The following is a 15,883-nucleotide window of genomic DNA, read 5'->3' as shown; positions in this document are numbered from 1 at the left end:
CAAAGGGCGCGTCTCGTTTGGAAAACCTATGACACAGGACACACACGACATCATCGTGATCGGGGCGGGCATCATCGGTGTCAGCACGGCGCTCAGGCTTGCCTCTCAGGGCCGAAAGGTTCTGCTGGTTGACCGAAAAGGCGTTGCGCAAGAAACTTCGCGTGGCAATGCCGGCGCGTTTGCCTTCAGCGAGGTCGAGCCTTTGGCCACGCCGGGCATCATGCGAAAAGCCCCGAAATGGCTGATTGACCCGCTTGGCCCACTATCAGTTCCGCCCTCTTACGCAATCAGGATTTTGCCGTGGATGCTCCGATTCTGGCGATCCAGCTGGAAAGACCGATATGAAAATGCGGTCGAAGCTCAGACCTCATTGATGCACCATTGCGCAGCAGCGTTTGAACGGCAGTTGGTCGCTTTCGGAGACCCAGCATTGATACGGCGCGAGGGTCAGCTTCAGCTTTACGAAGGCGCAGCCGCGTTCAAGGCGGCGCTCTCCCTTTGGAAACGGCGAGAAGAGCTTGGCATACCTTTCGATCTGCTGACGCGCGCCGAGGAAATCAGGGAGATACAACCCGGCTTGAGCGATCGGTTTACCCATGCAGGGTTTGCGCCGGGTTGGTTCAACACCACGGATCCGTTGAAGTGGACCGAGAAACTGGCACAGGCGTTCTTTGAGCTTGGCGGTGCGCTTCGGATTTCTACGGTGAGCGATATCCAACTCAAGCCTTCCTGCATTCAGCTTGAAACGGAACAGGGGCTGGTTTCCGGGCAGCGTGTTGTCATTTGTGCTGGGGCGTGGTCGCACAGGCTGGCAAGAATGATTGGCGACAAATTCCCGCTGGAAACGGAGAGGGGCTACAACACGACATTCGAAACGTCATCTGTCGACCTGAAAACGCATGTTTCGTTCTCCGCGCATGGGTTCGTCATGTCAAAGATTGGCGAGGGCTTGCGCATAGGAGGTGCCGTCGAGCTTGGTGGATTGGAACTACCGCCCAATTTTCGGCGTGCAGAGGCGCTCGTTTCAAAAGCGAAGACGTTTTTCCCGACGCTTCAAGTGGCAAACGGAGAACACTGGATGGGGTATCGCCCATCTTTGCCCGACAGCCTTCCGGTGATCGGGGCCTCGCCAAGTGATGACCGCGTTCTTTATGCATTCGGGCATGGGCATCTGGGGCTAACCCAATCGGCAGGAACGGCAGAGCTGGCGGCGGATCTGATTGCAGGCACAGAGCCAGATATCAACCTGTCGCCGTTTTCGGCCAAAAGGTTTTAGCCGCCGGTCGTCGGGTCGCTTCAGATGTCTTGTCGCACGATGTTGGTTACCAACACATCCCTAACCGTGTCGCCAATAATGCTTACGGCCACTTCTTTCAACGCCATGCGCAAACTGGCGAGGCGACCCGATTGAGTGAACATTCCGTCAAAACCTCCATTGTTGGCGTGGTTGAACATCACCTGTAGGAACTCGTCGCGCAGTTTCGGTTCGCGTTGATAGACAATTTCACGACCACCCGTTTTCACCTCTACATTCAGAGACATAACGACAAGCGAGGCTATTTTTGTGCCTTGGACGACAGGGATCACAAACTGGTTGTTGATCTTCACGAACTCGGTCGTTCCGTTTGCGGCATCCCCACTTTCAGAAGGTTCAGTGTGCTCTTTCGCAGGATCAGCGGCCTCGCCGCACGGATTGACTTCGACCACCTCAGCAGGCGGTTTCAACATCATCCCCACGCCGACGCCACCGCCAAGACCGATGATCGCCAAAAGGATAGGAAGGATTTTACCCATGTTCTTGGTCCTCAGAAGGGCAGAATGATATCTGCGACTTGTTGTCCGTATCGCGGTTGCTGAACGTCGGTAATCTGTCCGCGGCCACCATAGGAAATCCGCGCAGACGCGATCTTGTCGTAAGATATTTCGTTCTGACGCGAGATATCCTCCGGGCGCACAAACCCGGTCACCAGCAGCTCGCGAAGTTCGAAGTTAACCCGGACTTCCTGAGTGCCCTGTATCTGCAAGACCCCGTTGGGCAGCGTTCCGATGACAGTTGCAGCTACGCGAAGTTCCAGCTTTTCGTTTCGCTTGACCGAACCGTTGCCCTTTGATGAGCTGTTTGAAGAAAGCGCCACAGCATTTCCCATTGATGCGCCATCAGGCAAGCCTTCGTTAATCGACTGCGGTAGCCCAAAGAAATCAGGAACGCCCATATCCTCGGACGCGCCGCGCGATCTGGCGGAACTGTTGGAAAACTCAGCTCGGTCATTGATCTCGATGACTACGGTCAGAATGTCTCCGGCAGCTTGCGCGCGACGATCCCCCAGAAGCGATTGCCTGCCACCACTCCAAAGCGAAGCGCGCACAGGCGAGCTTTTTGGTGGCGCGGTGCGCGGCAAGGCTGAAGCATTCATCGCAGTGTGTTCGGCGCTCATTTCTATTGGATTGAGCGACGGCGCTTTGCCGACGTTCTCCATGCGAGCACAAGATGCTGCGAAGGCGAAAAAGATAAGAACAAAAGTGACCGGGCGCATGTGAACTCCCTAACGGTTCTGAAAGTGAGGTTGAGAAACAAGAACTGATCCATCGGCTGCGACGGAACCAGTGACGGTCGTGCGGGACATCAGGTTCATGACACGTATGCGATCCCCGACTCCGGCACGGGCCAGACTTCGGCCTTCCGCCAAGATCATCAGCGGACCTGTGGCATAGATCAGCGACACGATCTGATTGCGTTCGACCAGCGCAGGGGGGCCAATGTCATTTGCAAGAACGGGTCGACCTGCATACAAAACGACCCGCGCTTCCTGTCCGACCACGTCTTCGATGGATGTGAACCCACCCGCCATATCGGTGGCAACCAGCTTGAGGTCTGACGGTGCGATAACGGTATTGTGGCGTATATTTCGAGCTGCAACGACCGTGTCCGCCACCGCAAAACTGGAGCCAAACGCCAGCAGGAAAATGGACAATAAGACCCTCATCAGCGCACCTGCGTGGTTGCGGCGAGCATTTGGTCGGCTGCGGTGATCACTTTGGAGTTAAGTTCGTAACCCCTTTGTGCCTCGATCAGTTCGGTGATCTCTCGCACGGCATCGACCGAGCTGTTTTCCAAGTATCCCTGTCGCAATGTTCCGCGCCCATCCTCGCCTGGCGCACCGACAAAAGCTGGGCCGGAGGCTGGCGTTTCGCGAAACAGGTTTGACCCGATGGCTTCAAGGCCCTTGTCGTTGGTGAATCCGGCCAACGTAAATGCCCCCAGAAGCTCTGGTTCGACTGCGTTGTCGAAATAGGCATAGATCTCTCCATCTGCATTGATCGAGATTGAACGCGCATCGTTGGGCACTGTGATTTCTGGTGCGACAGCATATCCGTCAGAGGTCACGATAAGTCCGTCGCCAGACAGTTTTAACCCGCCGTCACGCGTATAAGCCGAGCCACCTGAAGGAAGGGTAACTTCCAGATAGCCCTTGCCTTCAATGGCGACATCCAAGTTGCCGTTTGTCTGTGAAAGGGTCCCTTGTTGAACCAGCATGGACACCGAGGTCGGACGCACGCCAAGACCCAGCTGAATACCGGTTGGCAGCACCGTTCCGTCCGAGGCATTGATCGTGCCCGCACGTGCCATTTGCTGATAGTGCAGGTCGGCGAACTCTGCGCGGCGGGCGTTGTAGCCTGTCGTCGACATGTTCGCGAGGTTGTTCGAAATCGTCTCAACCCGCATTTGCTGGGCCATCATACCTGTAGCTGCAATGTTCAATGCACGCATGTCGGGCCTCCTTTATCCAATGACCGTTTTCAGAACCGCGCGAATGCGCTCGTCCTCTTTTTCAAGAAATTGCTGACCCAGTTCATAGCTGCGCTGCACCTCGATCATCCGCGCAACTTCGGTGATGGGATCAACATTCGAGCCTTCGATGAAACCTTGCAGAACGACCGCATCGGCCAGTGCAGGTTCCACCCCGTTAGGTGCTTCGAACCGAGATCCGGCCACGTGACGCAGATCGTTTTGGTCTGTCGGGCTGAAGAGGCCAATCAAGGCAAGCGCGCGACCGTCGGCTGAAAGGGTTCCATCTGCGGCCAAGGACACCGACTGAGCGTCGGGTGGCACGAACACTGGAGATCCGCCACCGTCCAGAAGGCGATAGCCATCAGGGGCAACCAGCTCACCTTCTGATGAGGGGGTGAAGGAACCTGCGCGGGTCAGGAATTGACCGTTCGGACCTTCGACCATGAAAAAGCCCACGCCTTCGATGGCGAAGTCGAATGCACCGCCGGTTTGAGTCAGCGCACCTTGTTGAAGGTTCAAAGCGCGCGTGTTCGCTGTGGCCATCGAAAGCGAAGGGTCGTCCTTTTCAAGCGCGTGAACAAACTCCGAAAAGATGACACCTTCGCGTCGAAAACCAGTGGTCGAGGCGTTGGCGATATTGTTGGCGATGCTTTGCATTTCGCGCATCAAACCAGATTGGCGGGTCAAAGAGGTGTAACCGATATTGTCCAAGACCTATCCTCCTGCAATCAACGGAATGACGCGTGTGTGAAAAAAGCTGACCAGGGTTTCCGTCATGAACCCCATGCTGCCCCAGAACACGACAAGAATTGCGACCAGTTTTGGAACGAAGGTCAGGGTCATTTCCTGAATAGATGTCAGTGCCTGAAAAAGACCGACCAGCAACCCCGAGACAAGCGCAACGGCCAATATCGGCGTTGAGATCAGAACAGCGTTCCAAAGACCTGCCCGCAATGTGTCATAGAAGATGACGTCATCCATCATCAGACCGGCATCCTCAGAATTTCCTGATAGGCTTTCACGACTTTGTCGCGCACGGTCACAGCGGTTTCGACGGCAAGTTCAGTTTGTGCCAGGGCTTGCACCAAGGCGTGAGGGTCCGCGCCACCTGACATCGCTGCCATTGCCGTCTTTTCCCCCTGCTGAATTGTTTGCGAGAAATCCTGCGCGACCTTGGTAAATGCGTTCGTGCTTTGTTCATTTTGCGCTGTTGGTTTGGTCGCCAATTTCGATGCTGCGTATTGCTGCGAGGCGAGGGCTGATTTGATATCCATGTCGAACGCTCCTATCGGCGCAGAAGTTCAAGCAGTCCGCGCGACATTTGCCGCGACTGGTCGAACATTTTCAGGTTTGCTTCGTAGCTGCGCTGGGCTTCCCGGGCGTCCGCGATCTCAATGACCAGATCGACGTTCGAGCCTTCATAGTGCCCGGTCTGGTCGGCCATCGGGTGCGACGGATCATAGATCGAAGGCAATGCGGTTCGGTCCAGCGTCACTTTTCCAACTTCAACACGGCCCGTGGCCTGACCGCTTTCCAAGGCAGCCTGGAAGGTCGCGATCTTGCGGCGATACCCCGGAGTGTCGGCGTTCGCGATATTTTCAGAGACATGTCGCAAGCGAGCTGCCTGGCTTTTCATACCCGAGGCCGCTGCGGCAACTGAATTTCGAAGGTCGTTCATTGTCTATCCCCCTACCTGCGGCCCAGCGCGCTGCGCATGATGCCAAGTGAGGTTTGATAGACCGCAAGCGCCAGATCATGGTCGCGCTTCGCTTCTGCTGCGGCCATCATCTCGGTCTCTAGCGCGACCGAGTTGCCATTGGGCGAAAGCGCCCCTTCGCGATAGACCGCGTGTGGAGTGGCTGAAGTCTGGGTGGCATCGGCTGTCGATCTGTGGCTCGCACGCGTCGCACGCATTCCGGCGCTGTCATTGGGTTGAAACGCGTCCGCAAACGACGCGATGTCACGCGCTCTGTATCCAGGCGTGTCTGCGTTCGCAACGTTCTGCGCGATTACCGATTGGCGTGCGGCGGCATGTTTGGCCAGTCCGCTTGCCTTGGCAAAGATATCCATTTTTTCGATCATCGGGGCTTCTCCCTCGATTGGCTTCAACCAAGGCTTAACCCTGATTCCTTTATAAACAGTTTCAACGCTCAAACGGAGGCCGACATGACCCAAATAGGATTCGAACAACTCTGCGCCGAAATTTCCTCAGTGCGTGCGGTCGTCGATATTGGCCGGGTGGCAGCGATTGGAAGCGGCACATTGCAGGTTTCCGGTCTGTCAAAGGTGGCCGCGCAGTCTGATCTGGTCGAATTCAAGTCCAAATCGGGTCGCCTGCGCATGGGCGAAGTCCTGAACCTGAGTCAGGATATGATAACCGTTCTGCCGGACGGCGATATCGAAGGCCTTCAGATCGGTGGCGAAGTGGTCTTGCACGGGCATGCCGAAATTGCCCCGGACGACAGTTGGATTGGACGGGTTATTGACCCGATGGGGGAAGCCTTGGACGGCCGACCAATCATGCGCGGGCAAAAGGGTCGATCTCTAAGGGGAAAGGTCAGCAACCCGACCAATCGACGACCGCTTGGTGGACGGTTGGAAACAGGGCTTGCAGCGTTCAACACCTTTCTGCCAATCGTCAAAGGTCAGCGTATTGGACTGTTTGCAGGCTCTGGAGTCGGAAAATCCACCTTGCTTGCGAATCTGGCGCGCGGTGTTCATGCCGATGTCGTTGTGATCGCGTTGATCGGTGAACGGGGGCGCGAAGTTCGCGAGTTTGTCGAGCGTGTGCTTGGCGCTGAAGGAATGAAACGCGCTGTGGTCGTAGCGGCGACCTCGGACCAATCCCCGATGGTGCGCAGACGCTGCGGGTGGGCCGCGATGACGGTGGCCGAGCATTTTCGGGATCAGGGCAACCACGTTTTGTTTCTTGCTGACAGCGTTACTAGATTCGCCGAGGCGCACCGGGAAATCGCCCTGGCCTCGGGCGAAGGTGGAAATTTGCGTGGATTTCCACCCTCAACCGCGCAGCAGATTACGACCCTGTGTGAGCGAGCAGGTCCGGGTGCCGGAGCGGGTGGCGATATTACAGCAGTTTTCTCTGTTCTGGTTGCTGGGTCGGATATGGAGGAACCTGTCGCGGATATCCTGCGTGGTGTGCTGGATGGGCACGTGGTTCTGGATCGCAAGATCGCCGAGCGGGGTCGTTTTCCGGCCATCGATTTGTTGCGGTCCGTGTCCAGGGCGTTGCCAGATGCGGCGACGGATGAAGAAAACGCGCTCATCTCGAAGGGGCGCAGGTTGCTTGGGCTTTACGATCGGTCGGAGATGATGATCCAGGCGGGTCTTTACACTGCCGGGAATGATCAAGCCCTTGATGAAGCAATTGCGGCTTGGCCGAAACTGGACGCTTTCTTGACAGAGCCCGAAGTCGATACGAGTGTCGCAAGCTTCGGACGCCTGGCGAATTGTGTCACAGCGTAAGTAGCTTAGGGTGAGCTGCCTCTAGAAGTTTTGAAGAAGCGTCAAAGCGATGGCGCCACCGGACATCGCGGCATTGCCAGCGGCAATTTGGGACCGAACAAGAAATAGCCTGTTCAATTCGTCCAGCTTCTCGGGCTCTGCAAACTGGCTCACGTTTGCTGCGCCAAAATACTGTGTGGATTTGTCGCGAAAGGTTTCAAGCTGCTGATCCAGATCGAGAGTTCCAAACGCGCTCGGCAGGCCAAATGCGGTCTCAAATATCTTTCGCAAAGGTGGATTGCCCATGATGGTGAACCATTTTGTATCGTCTGAGGCGTTCTTTCGCGTGATCTCAGACAGCTCGCGCTCCAAGCTCATCGCCAACCGCATATCTTGATTCTGTGCGCCGACAGCGATTTCAAACTGCCGCTCTTTATAGGCTGCGACGGTTTTATCGCCAAAGTCAGATATTTGCGTCCTTGGGATCGAATAGTCGCCAAAACCAAAATCTTTTGCGAACTGCAAATAGCGCTTATCCGAAAGCTTGTTGGCCAAATCATCTGTGTCCAACGTTCCGTCGTCGAGAATTTTTTTGATGAAGTATTTGTTGTTGATATCGTCATCTAATCCATAGGCGCCAAGCGCCACTGAAAGCAGTCTGCGGTCACTGACCAGATCATCGCTGGTCTCGACTTTTCCGATCTTCTCTTTGAAGTATTGGACATCGCGTTGAATCTCTGCAGAGCTTTCAAACGCCTGCTTTTGATTTTCTTGCGTTCGCTGCAGGAATGCCCAACCGGCCGCACCGCCGTATGGTATGACCGGCTGGAACGTCATGAGTATTGAGCCGCAAGAAGGCGATTTTCGCGTGGCATCAGTGCGCGCAACTGCTTCATCGCATAATAATAGTCGCTTGCCGCGACCGCTGCTGTCGCCTTTCCGAGAAGATCTCGACTGTCTTCATCCGTCAGAACTTGGCTTAACTGCTCGATACCGCGGAGCAATTGTAAACGCGCTTCATCCTTCTCGACATCGCCTGACAGGACAAGTTGGGCGATGTAGCATACCCTTTTTACTGGGGTATTTGCCTCTTCTGGGTGAATCGCGTCGCGCAGCCTTAGAATATTGGCGTTTGGTGTGACAATTGAAAGCCGCGACCTGCGATCCCCATTTTCAATGACCGCGCCATTGATCAAAACACGTTCTTTTGGGCTGAGCTTGAGAACAAGTCCTGTCATGCTGCATCCCCCTTTTGGCGCAAACCACGCATGATTGCGGCGTTGATTTCGACAAGAACCGACGCATCTGCGCCGTCGGACAGAACCTTGCGGCTGTGGTCAGCTGTAAATTCGGACAGATAAAAGACCCTTGCACGTAGGTCATCTGGAAGGCCGTTTTCGTCTTCTGCGACGTCAATCGCCAGCAAGGTCCACAACCTCCTGTTCTCATGCAGGGCGCTGGCGAGTTGCGCGAAACCTGAACGTCCTTTCTTCAATGCTGATTGGAGTTGGTGCGTGATTTTCGCGAAAGCCTCGTATTCGGTGCCTCTAGATGTTTGTAGCGGTGCTCTGGACGACGAAGCGTAGGCCGTTTTGGCCAGGGTTACTGCGTTCACGGGGTTTTCCTTCCGGTGACGAATTCGCTCAAGGTATGATGCTAGACGGGGCGCCTTTTGGCGCCCCGGTCAATGGCTTAGCGGAACAACGAAAGGATGTTCTGCGGAGCCTGGTTGGCAATCGAAAGTGCTTGTGTTCCAAGCTGTTGCTGAACCTGAAGTGCTTGCAGCTTTGCAGAAGCAGCTTCCATATCGGCGTCAACCAGAGCGCCAATACCAGATTTCAACGAGTCCGAAAGTTTGCCGACGAAGTTCGACTGAATTTCGATACGACCTTCGACCGAACCGAACGAGGCGGATGCATCAATCGAAGTCTGGATCATGTTTTCCACTGCGCCCAATGCGGCATCGGCCCCTGACGAAGTCGAAACATCCATGGTCGTAAGGCCCGCAAGGCCACCCGACCCACGTGAGGCGCTGAACGAGAATGCTGCGTCACCGTTGGTTTCGTTGGTGACAACAAGCTGACCGGCATTGGTGTCGATATCCATGCTGAAGCTGTTGCCATCAAGACCGGCGGAGATCATCGCGTTCTTCATGCCTGCGACGACGGATTCAGCGGTATCGCCTTCTTTCACGACATAGTTGCCTTGAACTGAACCGATAGTCAGCGCAAGTGCGTCGCCAACGACCAGACCGGTATTCACCGCCGTATCCACACCTGCCGCATCGGGCATGACAGCGGCGGTTGCCGTGGCGCCACCCGAAGCATCAAGGAAGGCAAACGTATCCAAAGTAATCGAATCGTTTGTCCCGCCATCATTGGCGTCGATCACACCAGCCGTGCCGGTGTCAGTGCCGACCGATGCGGCCGCAGCGGCCAGTGTGGTGCCGGCGGTCAAAGACAGGTTCTGCGCATCGACCCCGATTGAGCTGGTGACGACTGTGCCATCAGACTTGCGATCAAGCGACGACAAGACATCAATTCCAGCCGCGCCATTGGCGTTTGTGCCGGATTGAGTGCCGTCAACAAGGTTTAGGCCATTGAACTGAGCAGCGCCGACAACAGAGCTGATCTGGTCCCGCAGAGCAACGATGTCTGTCTGGATTTTTGCCCGATCTACATTGTCTTCCTGCGCTGCAACGATCTTGCCTTTGATCTCGGTCAGAAGATCAGTGACTGTTTCCGAGGCTTGCCGCGCGACGGCGACCGTGCTTTCACCAAGCGAGAGGCTTTCAGAGATACCTTTGAAGCCCTTTACATCAGCTTCCATCACCTTGGAAATCGCCCACACAGCGGCGTTGTCTTTTGCCGATCCGACAGCCTTACCGGTCGAGATTTCGGCCTGCGTGCTGGCAAGATTGGAATTGATAGATTTCAGGGTTTGAAGCGCTACCATTGCGCTGTTGTTCGTCAGAATGCTGGACATGGAATAGTTCCTTCGGTCTTAGGTGCTTTGCACCTGGATTTCGTATCTGCCTGTCCGGGCAGGGTTAAAAGCCATTCTGTCTTCTGCGACGTCATATCGTTGACACGCGCCACCCGCTTTGGATGCCCTTGAAATTTGGCGCGAAAATCTGAAGGAAAACTGAATCGCGCCATCCGCAATGCCCGCAATTTGAAGTAAATCTAGACCGTCAGGCCCGACGCTCAAACTTTGTCGTCTTGCGAGAAATGGACTGGCTTTCCCCTTTTTGAGTGTATGTGCGCAGCACTTTTTGCCCCTCGCGCATGGCTTCCAGCCGGCTCTGAACCGACTTGATTCCGCAGGCAACGGCATCAAGCAGGGACTGGTTGCGATCGGCCTTTCCCTGGATATGCTCCAACCTACCTGCGCTATCACCCATGGTTTTAACGCGTTCGAGCAGTCGTTCCTTTTCAGGCAACAGGCGGGCGAGTTTTTGAATGTCGCCGCTGATGATTAAAGCGCGCTCGCGGTCCAGCAAAGTCTCCAATGCTCTGGCTGCGGGTTGGTTAAAAAGCGTCAACGCTGTGCTCCTTCAATGCTTCAAACAGAGTCTGTGCCAGGCCAATCCCGCCCGCTTTGACCATTTCCTGAGCCTGCGCTTGCCTCAGGAACGACGAAAACTGATCTTCGCCCGCACCTCCACCAAAGCTTTCGCGCGGTTTTCCAAGCCCTGCGGTCTTGAGCATTTCTGAAAGGAAACTGGCTTCCAGATCGCGCGCGACCTCCATCAACTGCGCGTCCTCTTTCGACGCATTTAGGGTTGCTGCTGGCACTTTGCCAAATGTCATTCCTGTAGAAATCGGCTCCATGATCGCCCCTCGTATTTGATGACAATTTTTTTTGTTATCTCATCAAGCGGTAAAGAACTGGTAACTCGCGTCTGCGATGGTTCATGCATCGGAGGCAGAAGACCCGGATGTTGATATGCAGATAATACAGGCGCTACTTGGTGGCGGTTTTAGTGAGCCAGCTGGTGCGGGAACCGCCGGTGCAGACGCCACCGCACCGCAGGGCGAAGTGCCTGATTTCGAGGCGTTGCTGATTGATGTGACAGTTGCTGGCACGGATTTGAGCGCGGAGATGGAGGGTGATTCTCTGCCTTTTCCAGTGCAGCAGGCCGCGCTGCAACCCGACCTATCTGTCAGTCCCAAGGTTTTCTTGCCGAATGTGTTGACCTCAGCCATCAAGCTGGAGCCTGCATCTGCGCAAGTAGCTGCAAAATCTGAAGCGAAGTCACCACTGGAAAGTGCCGCAAGTGGCGAAGCGGTGGATGCTATAGTTACGCTTGATCGTGCCCTCGAAACGAAGACTTTGCCGGACGCAATGGCAATTCTGCCCTCCGCAGAAACCACGGACCGGACTGCTTTGCCGAAGGCGCAATTCGAACCGGGCGAAATTGTTCCGCCCCATCAAGGCAATGAGGTTCGTCGAATAGAGCCAGAGCGGCGCCAGGTCGTTGGGCCAATGGCTGCACAAATCATGGCCGCCGGGAAGGTTCAACTGCCAGCGGCAGTTGCTTTGGCAGAGCCTTCAGTCGAAGCAGAAACTGTCAAAGAAACGGGTCGCGTTTTAGACCCGACACCGGTCGCTGATCCAACAATCGAGACCGATGGGATTGCACCAAACACCTGGCAAGCGTCGAAAGCTTCAGTGGTGGCCGCAGACAACAACAAGGCATCCACCAACGCCACAGCAACGCAAGCAGGCGCCGGGCTGGTGGACGGCGGACAGTTCGTATCCTCCGCCCCACAGCCAACGCCGTTGTCGCCAGGCGCGGCCGCGCCATTAGAGATCACCCAGGCCGACGCGCCGACCCACGAGCGTAAATCGCCAACTGAGCGGCGCAGCACGACAAGCAATGCCGAGGTTACAAAAGCGAGCGCAGGATCGACGCTTGTCCCCATCCCAAACCAAGATCGACCTCAGGGAGATCTGTTCGTAACAGATACGATTACCACGGATGAGGTGCCCCTTAGCGAAGTCGAAGTTTCACCGCTGGAACTGAAGAATGTGCAAGGTGGGGCGGATTTGAAAGCACCGATTGCCGGGCTACGACCCAACGAATACCCCCGACAGATCGCGCTTCAGGTTGCAGATATTGCGCGTTTGACGCCTGACAAGCCGACGGAGTTGGTGCTTAACCCGGAAGAGCTGGGGCGCCTTCGGGTGACCTTTCACACTGAGGCGACTACCATGAACGTTGTTTTGCAGTTCGAACGACCGGAAACGTTGGACCTGATGCGGCGCCATATCGACATGCTCGGACAGGAAATGCGCGACCTTGGATATGAAAGCGTGAATTTCGCGTTTCACGATCAAGGCGGCAACGACACAGGCGAGGAAAAGAAACAAAAACATGCTGCCCCTGAGCAGCCGCAATTCAACTCAACGGCCGAAAGGGCGGCTATGAACCCAATTCGCGTCACCCTAAGTGACGGCGCTGGGATCGATATCAGAATTTGAAAGGAACGGTCATGGAGATCGGACAGCCAATGCCAGCCGCACTGACGGCATCACCTGCACAATACACTCAAGCACAGGATGGCGAAGCAGCCGTCATCTCGTCTGATTTTGAAACCTTTTTGAAGATGCTTACGGCACAAATGGAAAACCAAGACCCGCTCAATCCGGTTGAATCGACGGATTATGCTGTGCAACTGGCGACCTTTTCTGGTGTCGAGCAGCAGGTGCGAACCAATGATATTCTTGAGGGGTTGGGTGCAAAGCTTGGCCTTATGGGTATGTCTGATATCGCTGGCTGGGTCGGAATGGAGGCGCGCGTGGCAGCGCCTGTCTATTTTGACCAAAGCCCGGTTACGATTGTGCCAAACCCTGCGGTCGGCGCGGATGAGACGCGGCTTGTGGTTCGCAATGTCGTCGGGGATATCGTCGACAACGCCATCATTCCGGTGTCATCGGACCCGATCGAATGGGCAGGTGTCGACGACACAGGGAATCCTCTGCCATCTGGCACCTACTCGTTCGAGCTGATCAGCTTCGGGAATGAACAGGTGCTGTCGTCAGATCCGGTCGAAGCCTACAGCCGCATCACCGAAACGCAAAATGAAGGTGGGACGCTGTGGCTGATCACCGAAAGCGGTGCAAAAATCTCGGCCGATAGTATTTCGGCCATCCGCGAGTCGTAGTGAAGACGCTTGCCGCGGCAGGTGCCTCTGATATGAACCAGTTTGGTTTCAGAGGTGCGCCAGATGGCAATTCGGAATGTTCAGAGCGAACAGGAACATCTTAGACGCATGTGGTCCGCCGCCAAGGTCATTGCGGATGATGCTGTCTGGACCGCCATGGATGGGGGGCGATCGAACCCCATTTGGCGTGTAGACCTTGCTGACGGGCCGAGCCTTGTGTGCAAGCTCTATGACCCAAGCAGCGCGACACCCTTGTTTGCCAATGATGGAAACCGCGAGGCCTTAGCGTTGCAAACCCTGGAGGGCGTTTCGATCGCGCCGCGATTCGTGGCGTTTCGGACAAGTGCGATTGGCGAAAGCCTTGTCTACCGACACATCGAGGGCAACACTTGGCAGGGCGATTTGAAAGAAATAGCAGTGCTCATGGCGCAACTGCATCAGTTGCAGCCACCCGCTGCGCTTCCGTCGCTTAGCTCGGCGCCTAAGTCCTTGATTGCCACCGCACAACGCATGTTGAAGGAGACTGAGTCAGGCTTGCCAGCCCCACCGTCCGCACCGGATTTGCCTGCCCCACGCCAAGCTTTTTTGCACGGCGACATCGTCCCGGGAAACATTCTTGTCACGCCAAAAGGTGTTCGGTTGATCGATTGGCAATGCCCGGCGATCGGTGATCCAAGCCTTGACCTAGCGGTGTTTTTGTCGCCCGCAATGCAGGTGGCCTATGGTCGCCGCGCACTAAGCGCCGAGGAAGTCAGTACTTTCCTGGCCACATATGCCGACGCCAGTCACGACTGTTTGACAGTCGATAGATACCGTGCCCTTGCGCCCCTTTTTCACTGGCGCATGGCGGCGTATTGTCAATGGAAGGTGGCGCATGGCGACGACGCTTACGCGCAGGGGATCGGGTTGGAACTGGCGGCGTTGGACCGGTTAGAGCAGCCTTGATACCCAGACCGCCGCAAGGGCAAGACCGCCGCCTAAAGTCACATAGCTCATCGCGCGCAAGGGGCGGGCACGATCTGGCGCAGGTTCAGGTGTCGATTGTTGGATCAACGCTGCCTCGGCCAATTCGGGAAGGCGCGGACCGAAGCGTGCCAGAACGCGCAAGGTTCGCACCAGATCGCGGATCAATGCTTTGGGACCGATCGAGTTAGAGATGTAGCTTTCCACCACGGGCTTGGCGACTTGCCAGATGTTGATATGTGGGTTCAGGGATCTGGCAACGCCTTCGACAACTACCATGGTTCTTTGGAGCAAAATCAACTCGGTGCGAGTTTCCATTCCGAATTTCTCGGTCACTTCGAACAGATATGACAATAGACGCCCCATCGAAATCTGCGTGGCATCCATGCCGAAAATCGGCTCGCCGACGGCGCGCAGGGCGCGGGCGAATTCCTCAACATTTTGGTCTGCCGGGACATAGCCCGCTTCAAAATGCACCTCGGCCACGCGTCGATAGTCGCGGGTGATGAAACCAAACAAGATCTCGGCATAGACGCGACGGGTGTATTCGTCGATCCGCCCCATGATGCCGAAGTCGATGGCGATGATATCGCCATTTGCGGCGAATTTCAGGTTGCCCTGATGCATGTCGCCATGAAACAGCCCATCGCGCAGCGCATGCGACAAGAACAGTTGCAACACCCGTTCGCCCAGCGCGTCCATGTCCAACCCCGAGGCGCGAATGGCGGGAAGATCGTTTGCCGGAATGCCTTCGCCCCAGCCCAATGTCATCACGGTTCGGCCAGACAGGCCCCAGTTCACCTTGGGCACCACGAAGCCCGCGTCCTGCGCCGTATTCTCTGCAAACTCGCTGGCCGAGGCGCTTTCCAGACGCAAATCAAGCTCGCCCATCACCACGCCTTCGAAATGTTCGACCACATCGGTGGGGCGCAGGCGGCGTGTGGAGGGCAGCAGCCATTCGATGAAGCTGGCCGAAAAATGGAACGCGTCGATATCGGTGCGAAACGCGCGTTCGATATGCGGGCGCAGCACTTTGACCGCGACATCCTCGCCAGTCGCGGCGACCCGCGCACGGTGCACCTGCGCAATGGAGGCGGCGGCGACAGGTTCGGAAAACTCCGAAAACACGTCGTCCACTTTCACGCCAAGTTCTTTCTCGATCATCCGCCGGGCAACAGAGGACGGGAACGGCGGCAGCTTGTCCTGCAGATACTGCAATTGGTCAGACAGTTCAGCGCCGACAACATCAGGTCGGGTTGAAAGGATTTGACCGAACTTAATATACGCCGGGCCCAGCGCCGTGATCGCGCGGGTCAGGGGCGGCAGGGACGTGTCGCCCTTCTTGCCCAGCCATGCGAACGGAAAGCCAATGACGCGGGCCGCAAGTCGGATAACCGGAGGCGCATTCATCGCGTCCAGCACAACGCCCATTGCGCCCGTCCGTTGAAAGGTCGCACCGGTGCGGATCAGCCGCCAGATGTTGTGGGGTCCGCGCATG

21 protein-coding genes are annotated in these 15,883 nt (G+C 56.1%); 5 read left to right on the top strand and 16 right to left on the bottom strand.

Annotated elements, in window-relative coordinates; all coding sequences use genetic code 11:
- The first annotated feature begins 28 nt into the window (after nucleotides 1-28).
- Complete coding sequence (locus ACXYMP_RS01045) at nucleotides 29-1,276, top strand: NAD(P)/FAD-dependent oxidoreductase (RefSeq protein ID WP_458903779.1); 1,248 nt, start codon at nucleotides 29-31, stop codon at nucleotides 1,274-1,276.
- A gap of 20 nt (nucleotides 1,277-1,296) precedes the next feature.
- On the opposite strand, the gene ACXYMP_RS01040 is transcribed toward ACXYMP_RS01045, so the two are convergent.
- Genes ACXYMP_RS01040 through ACXYMP_RS01000 form a run of 9 tightly spaced genes read right to left on the bottom strand, consistent with a single transcriptional unit; the run spans nucleotide 1,297 to nucleotide 5,872 of the window.
- Nucleotides 1,297-1,794, bottom strand: coding sequence for a flagellar basal body-associated FliL family protein (locus ACXYMP_RS01040; protein WP_458903777.1), 498 nt, complete (start codon nucleotides 1,792-1,794; stop codon nucleotides 1,297-1,299).
- Between the two features lie 11 nt (nucleotides 1,795-1,805).
- Nucleotides 1,806-2,534 carry a flagellar basal body L-ring protein FlgH gene (flgH, locus tag ACXYMP_RS01035; RefSeq protein WP_298570496.1) on the bottom strand — a complete coding sequence of 243 codons (729 nt, stop codon included), beginning with the start codon at nucleotides 2,532-2,534 and terminating at the stop codon, nucleotides 1,806-1,808.
- Between the two features lie 9 nt (nucleotides 2,535-2,543).
- Entirely contained in the window at nucleotides 2,544-2,984 is a 441-nt protein-coding gene (flgA, locus tag ACXYMP_RS01030; RefSeq protein WP_298570497.1) for a flagellar basal body P-ring formation chaperone FlgA, read from the bottom strand.
- Nucleotides 2,984-3,769 carry a flagellar basal-body rod protein FlgG gene (flgG, locus tag ACXYMP_RS01025; RefSeq protein WP_298570499.1) on the bottom strand — a complete coding sequence of 262 codons (786 nt, stop codon included), beginning with the start codon at nucleotides 3,767-3,769 and terminating at the stop codon, nucleotides 2,984-2,986. Before flgG ends, flgA begins: the two co-directional genes overlap by 1 nt.
- Before the next feature lie 12 nt (nucleotides 3,770-3,781).
- Nucleotides 3,782-4,501, bottom strand: coding sequence for a flagellar hook-basal body complex protein (locus ACXYMP_RS01020; RefSeq protein ID WP_298570500.1), 720 nt, complete (start codon nucleotides 4,499-4,501; stop codon nucleotides 3,782-3,784).
- 3 nt (nucleotides 4,502-4,504) lie between these two features.
- Nucleotides 4,505-4,774, bottom strand: a complete 270-nt coding sequence (locus ACXYMP_RS01015) for a flagellar biosynthetic protein FliQ (RefSeq protein WP_298570501.1) — start codon at nucleotides 4,772-4,774, stop codon at nucleotides 4,505-4,507.
- Nucleotides 4,774-5,064: a flagellar hook-basal body complex protein FliE gene (gene fliE, locus ACXYMP_RS01010; protein WP_458903774.1), complete on the bottom strand. Its 291-nt coding sequence runs from the start codon at nucleotides 5,062-5,064 to the stop codon at nucleotides 4,774-4,776. Before fliE ends, ACXYMP_RS01015 begins: the two co-directional genes overlap by 1 nt.
- Before the next feature lie 11 nt (nucleotides 5,065-5,075).
- Nucleotides 5,076-5,468, bottom strand: a complete 393-nt coding sequence (gene flgC / locus ACXYMP_RS01005) for a flagellar basal body rod protein FlgC (RefSeq protein ID WP_298570503.1) — start codon at nucleotides 5,466-5,468, stop codon at nucleotides 5,076-5,078.
- An 11-nt stretch (nucleotides 5,469-5,479) separates the two neighbouring features.
- A complete protein-coding gene (locus tag ACXYMP_RS01000) occupies nucleotides 5,480-5,872 on the bottom strand; it encodes a FlgB family protein (protein ID WP_298570504.1) in 393 nt (130 codons plus the stop codon).
- An 84-nt stretch (nucleotides 5,873-5,956) separates the two neighbouring features.
- Here ACXYMP_RS01000 and ACXYMP_RS00995 point away from each other — a divergent pair, with 84 nt between their 5' ends.
- Nucleotides 5,957-7,273 carry a FliI/YscN family ATPase gene (locus ACXYMP_RS00995; protein ID WP_458903771.1) on the top strand — a complete coding sequence of 439 codons (1,317 nt, stop codon included), beginning with the start codon at nucleotides 5,957-5,959 and terminating at the stop codon, nucleotides 7,271-7,273.
- 21 nt (nucleotides 7,274-7,294) lie between these two features.
- Here the strand turns inward: ACXYMP_RS00995 and ACXYMP_RS00990 are convergent, their stop codons facing one another.
- From ACXYMP_RS00990 to ACXYMP_RS00965, 6 genes are all read right to left on the bottom strand, one after another.
- Entirely contained in the window at nucleotides 7,295-8,089 is a 795-nt protein-coding gene (locus ACXYMP_RS00990; protein WP_458903769.1) for a DUF1217 domain-containing protein, read from the bottom strand.
- Complete coding sequence (gene flbT, locus ACXYMP_RS00985; RefSeq protein WP_298570508.1) at nucleotides 8,086-8,490, bottom strand: flagellar biosynthesis repressor FlbT; 405 nt, start codon at nucleotides 8,488-8,490, stop codon at nucleotides 8,086-8,088. The genes ACXYMP_RS00990 and flbT overlap by 4 nt, the downstream gene beginning before the upstream one ends.
- Nucleotides 8,487-8,867, bottom strand: a complete 381-nt coding sequence (flaF, locus tag ACXYMP_RS00980) for a flagellar biosynthesis regulator FlaF (RefSeq protein ID WP_458903767.1) — start codon at nucleotides 8,865-8,867, stop codon at nucleotides 8,487-8,489. The genes flbT and flaF overlap by 4 nt, the downstream gene beginning before the upstream one ends.
- Nucleotides 8,868-8,944: 77 nt before the next feature.
- Nucleotides 8,945-10,237, bottom strand: coding sequence for a flagellin (locus tag ACXYMP_RS00975; RefSeq protein ID WP_298570510.1), 1,293 nt, complete (start codon nucleotides 10,235-10,237; stop codon nucleotides 8,945-8,947).
- A 208-nt stretch (nucleotides 10,238-10,445) separates the two neighbouring features.
- Nucleotides 10,446-10,796: a flagellar biosynthesis protein FlgN gene (locus ACXYMP_RS00970; protein WP_298570511.1), complete on the bottom strand. Its 351-nt coding sequence runs from the start codon at nucleotides 10,794-10,796 to the stop codon at nucleotides 10,446-10,448.
- On the bottom strand, nucleotides 10,783-11,085 hold the full coding sequence (locus tag ACXYMP_RS00965; protein ID WP_458903764.1) for a rod-binding protein: 303 nt from the start codon (nucleotides 11,083-11,085) through the stop codon (nucleotides 10,783-10,785). The genes ACXYMP_RS00970 and ACXYMP_RS00965 overlap by 14 nt, the downstream gene beginning before the upstream one ends.
- Nucleotides 11,086-11,200: 115 nt before the next feature.
- On the opposite strand from ACXYMP_RS00965, the gene fliK reads away from it, so the two are divergent.
- The 3 genes from fliK to ACXYMP_RS00950 all read left to right on the top strand — a co-directional run bounded on the left by fliK (nucleotide 11,201) and on the right by ACXYMP_RS00950 (nucleotide 14,367).
- Nucleotides 11,201-12,739, top strand: coding sequence for a flagellar hook-length control protein FliK (gene fliK / locus ACXYMP_RS00960; RefSeq protein WP_458903762.1), 1,539 nt, complete (start codon nucleotides 11,201-11,203; stop codon nucleotides 12,737-12,739).
- Nucleotides 12,740-12,750: 11 nt separating this feature from the next.
- Nucleotides 12,751-13,422: a flagellar hook capping FlgD N-terminal domain-containing protein gene (locus ACXYMP_RS00955; RefSeq protein ID WP_458903760.1), complete on the top strand. Its 672-nt coding sequence runs from the start codon at nucleotides 12,751-12,753 to the stop codon at nucleotides 13,420-13,422.
- A gap of 63 nt (nucleotides 13,423-13,485) precedes the next feature.
- Complete coding sequence (locus tag ACXYMP_RS00950) at nucleotides 13,486-14,367, top strand: phosphotransferase family protein (protein ID WP_458903758.1); 882 nt, start codon at nucleotides 13,486-13,488, stop codon at nucleotides 14,365-14,367.
- On the opposite strand, the gene ubiB is transcribed toward ACXYMP_RS00950, so the two are convergent.
- Nucleotides 14,353-15,882: a 2-polyprenylphenol 6-hydroxylase gene (gene ubiB, locus ACXYMP_RS00945; RefSeq protein ID WP_458903756.1), complete on the bottom strand. Its 1,530-nt coding sequence runs from the start codon at nucleotides 15,880-15,882 to the stop codon at nucleotides 14,353-14,355. The two genes, ACXYMP_RS00950 and ubiB, sit on opposite strands and share 15 nt — an antisense overlap.
- Nucleotide 15,883: the final 1 nt, after the last annotated feature.

It is taken from the genome of Aliiroseovarius sp. CAU 1755 (assembly GCF_054482655.1).
Note: the sequence above shows the minus strand (reverse complement) of the source record. Positions and strands in the feature narration are given on the sequence as shown.

Coding starts and splice junctions, on each gene's coding strand:
- ACXYMP_RS01045 (WP_458903779.1), top strand. CDS start 29: ATGACACAGGACACACACGACATCATCGTGATCGGGGCGGGCATCATC.
- ACXYMP_RS01040 (WP_458903777.1), bottom strand. CDS start 1,794: ATGGGTAAAATCCTTCCTATCCTTTTGGCGATCATCGGTCTTGGCGGT.
- flgH (WP_298570496.1), bottom strand. CDS start 2,534: ATGCGCCCGGTCACTTTTGTTCTTATCTTTTTCGCCTTCGCAGCATCT.
- flgA (WP_298570497.1), bottom strand. CDS start 2,984: ATGAGGGTCTTATTGTCCATTTTCCTGCTGGCGTTTGGCTCCAGTTTT.
- flgG (WP_298570499.1), bottom strand. CDS start 3,769: ATGCGTGCATTGAACATTGCAGCTACAGGTATGATGGCCCAGCAAATG.
- ACXYMP_RS01015 (WP_298570501.1), bottom strand. CDS start 4,774: ATGATGGATGACGTCATCTTCTATGACACATTGCGGGCAGGTCTTTGG.
- fliE (WP_458903774.1), bottom strand. CDS start 5,064: ATGGATATCAAATCAGCCCTCGCCTCGCAGCAATACGCAGCATCGAAA.
- flgC (WP_298570503.1), bottom strand. CDS start 5,468: ATGAACGACCTTCGAAATTCAGTTGCCGCAGCGGCCTCGGGTATGAAA.
- ACXYMP_RS01000 (WP_298570504.1), bottom strand. CDS start 5,872: ATGATCGAAAAAATGGATATCTTTGCCAAGGCAAGCGGACTGGCCAAA.
- ACXYMP_RS00995 (WP_458903771.1), top strand. CDS start 5,957: ATGACCCAAATAGGATTCGAACAACTCTGCGCCGAAATTTCCTCAGTG.
- ACXYMP_RS00990 (WP_458903769.1), bottom strand. CDS start 8,089: ATGACGTTCCAGCCGGTCATACCATACGGCGGTGCGGCCGGTTGGGCA.
- flbT (WP_298570508.1), bottom strand. CDS start 8,490: ATGACAGGACTTGTTCTCAAGCTCAGCCCAAAAGAACGTGTTTTGATC.
- ACXYMP_RS00975 (WP_298570510.1), bottom strand. CDS start 10,237: ATGTCCAGCATTCTGACGAACAACAGCGCAATGGTAGCGCTTCAAACC.
- ACXYMP_RS00965 (WP_458903764.1), bottom strand. CDS start 11,085: ATGGAGCCGATTTCTACAGGAATGACATTTGGCAAAGTGCCAGCAGCA.
- fliK (WP_458903762.1), top strand. CDS start 11,201: ATGCAGATAATACAGGCGCTACTTGGTGGCGGTTTTAGTGAGCCAGCT.
- ACXYMP_RS00955 (WP_458903760.1), top strand. CDS start 12,751: ATGGAGATCGGACAGCCAATGCCAGCCGCACTGACGGCATCACCTGCA.
- ACXYMP_RS00950 (WP_458903758.1), top strand. CDS start 13,486: ATGGCAATTCGGAATGTTCAGAGCGAACAGGAACATCTTAGACGCATG.
- ubiB (WP_458903756.1), bottom strand. CDS start 15,882: ATGCGCGGACCCCACAACATCTGGCGGCTGATCCGCACCGGTGCGACC.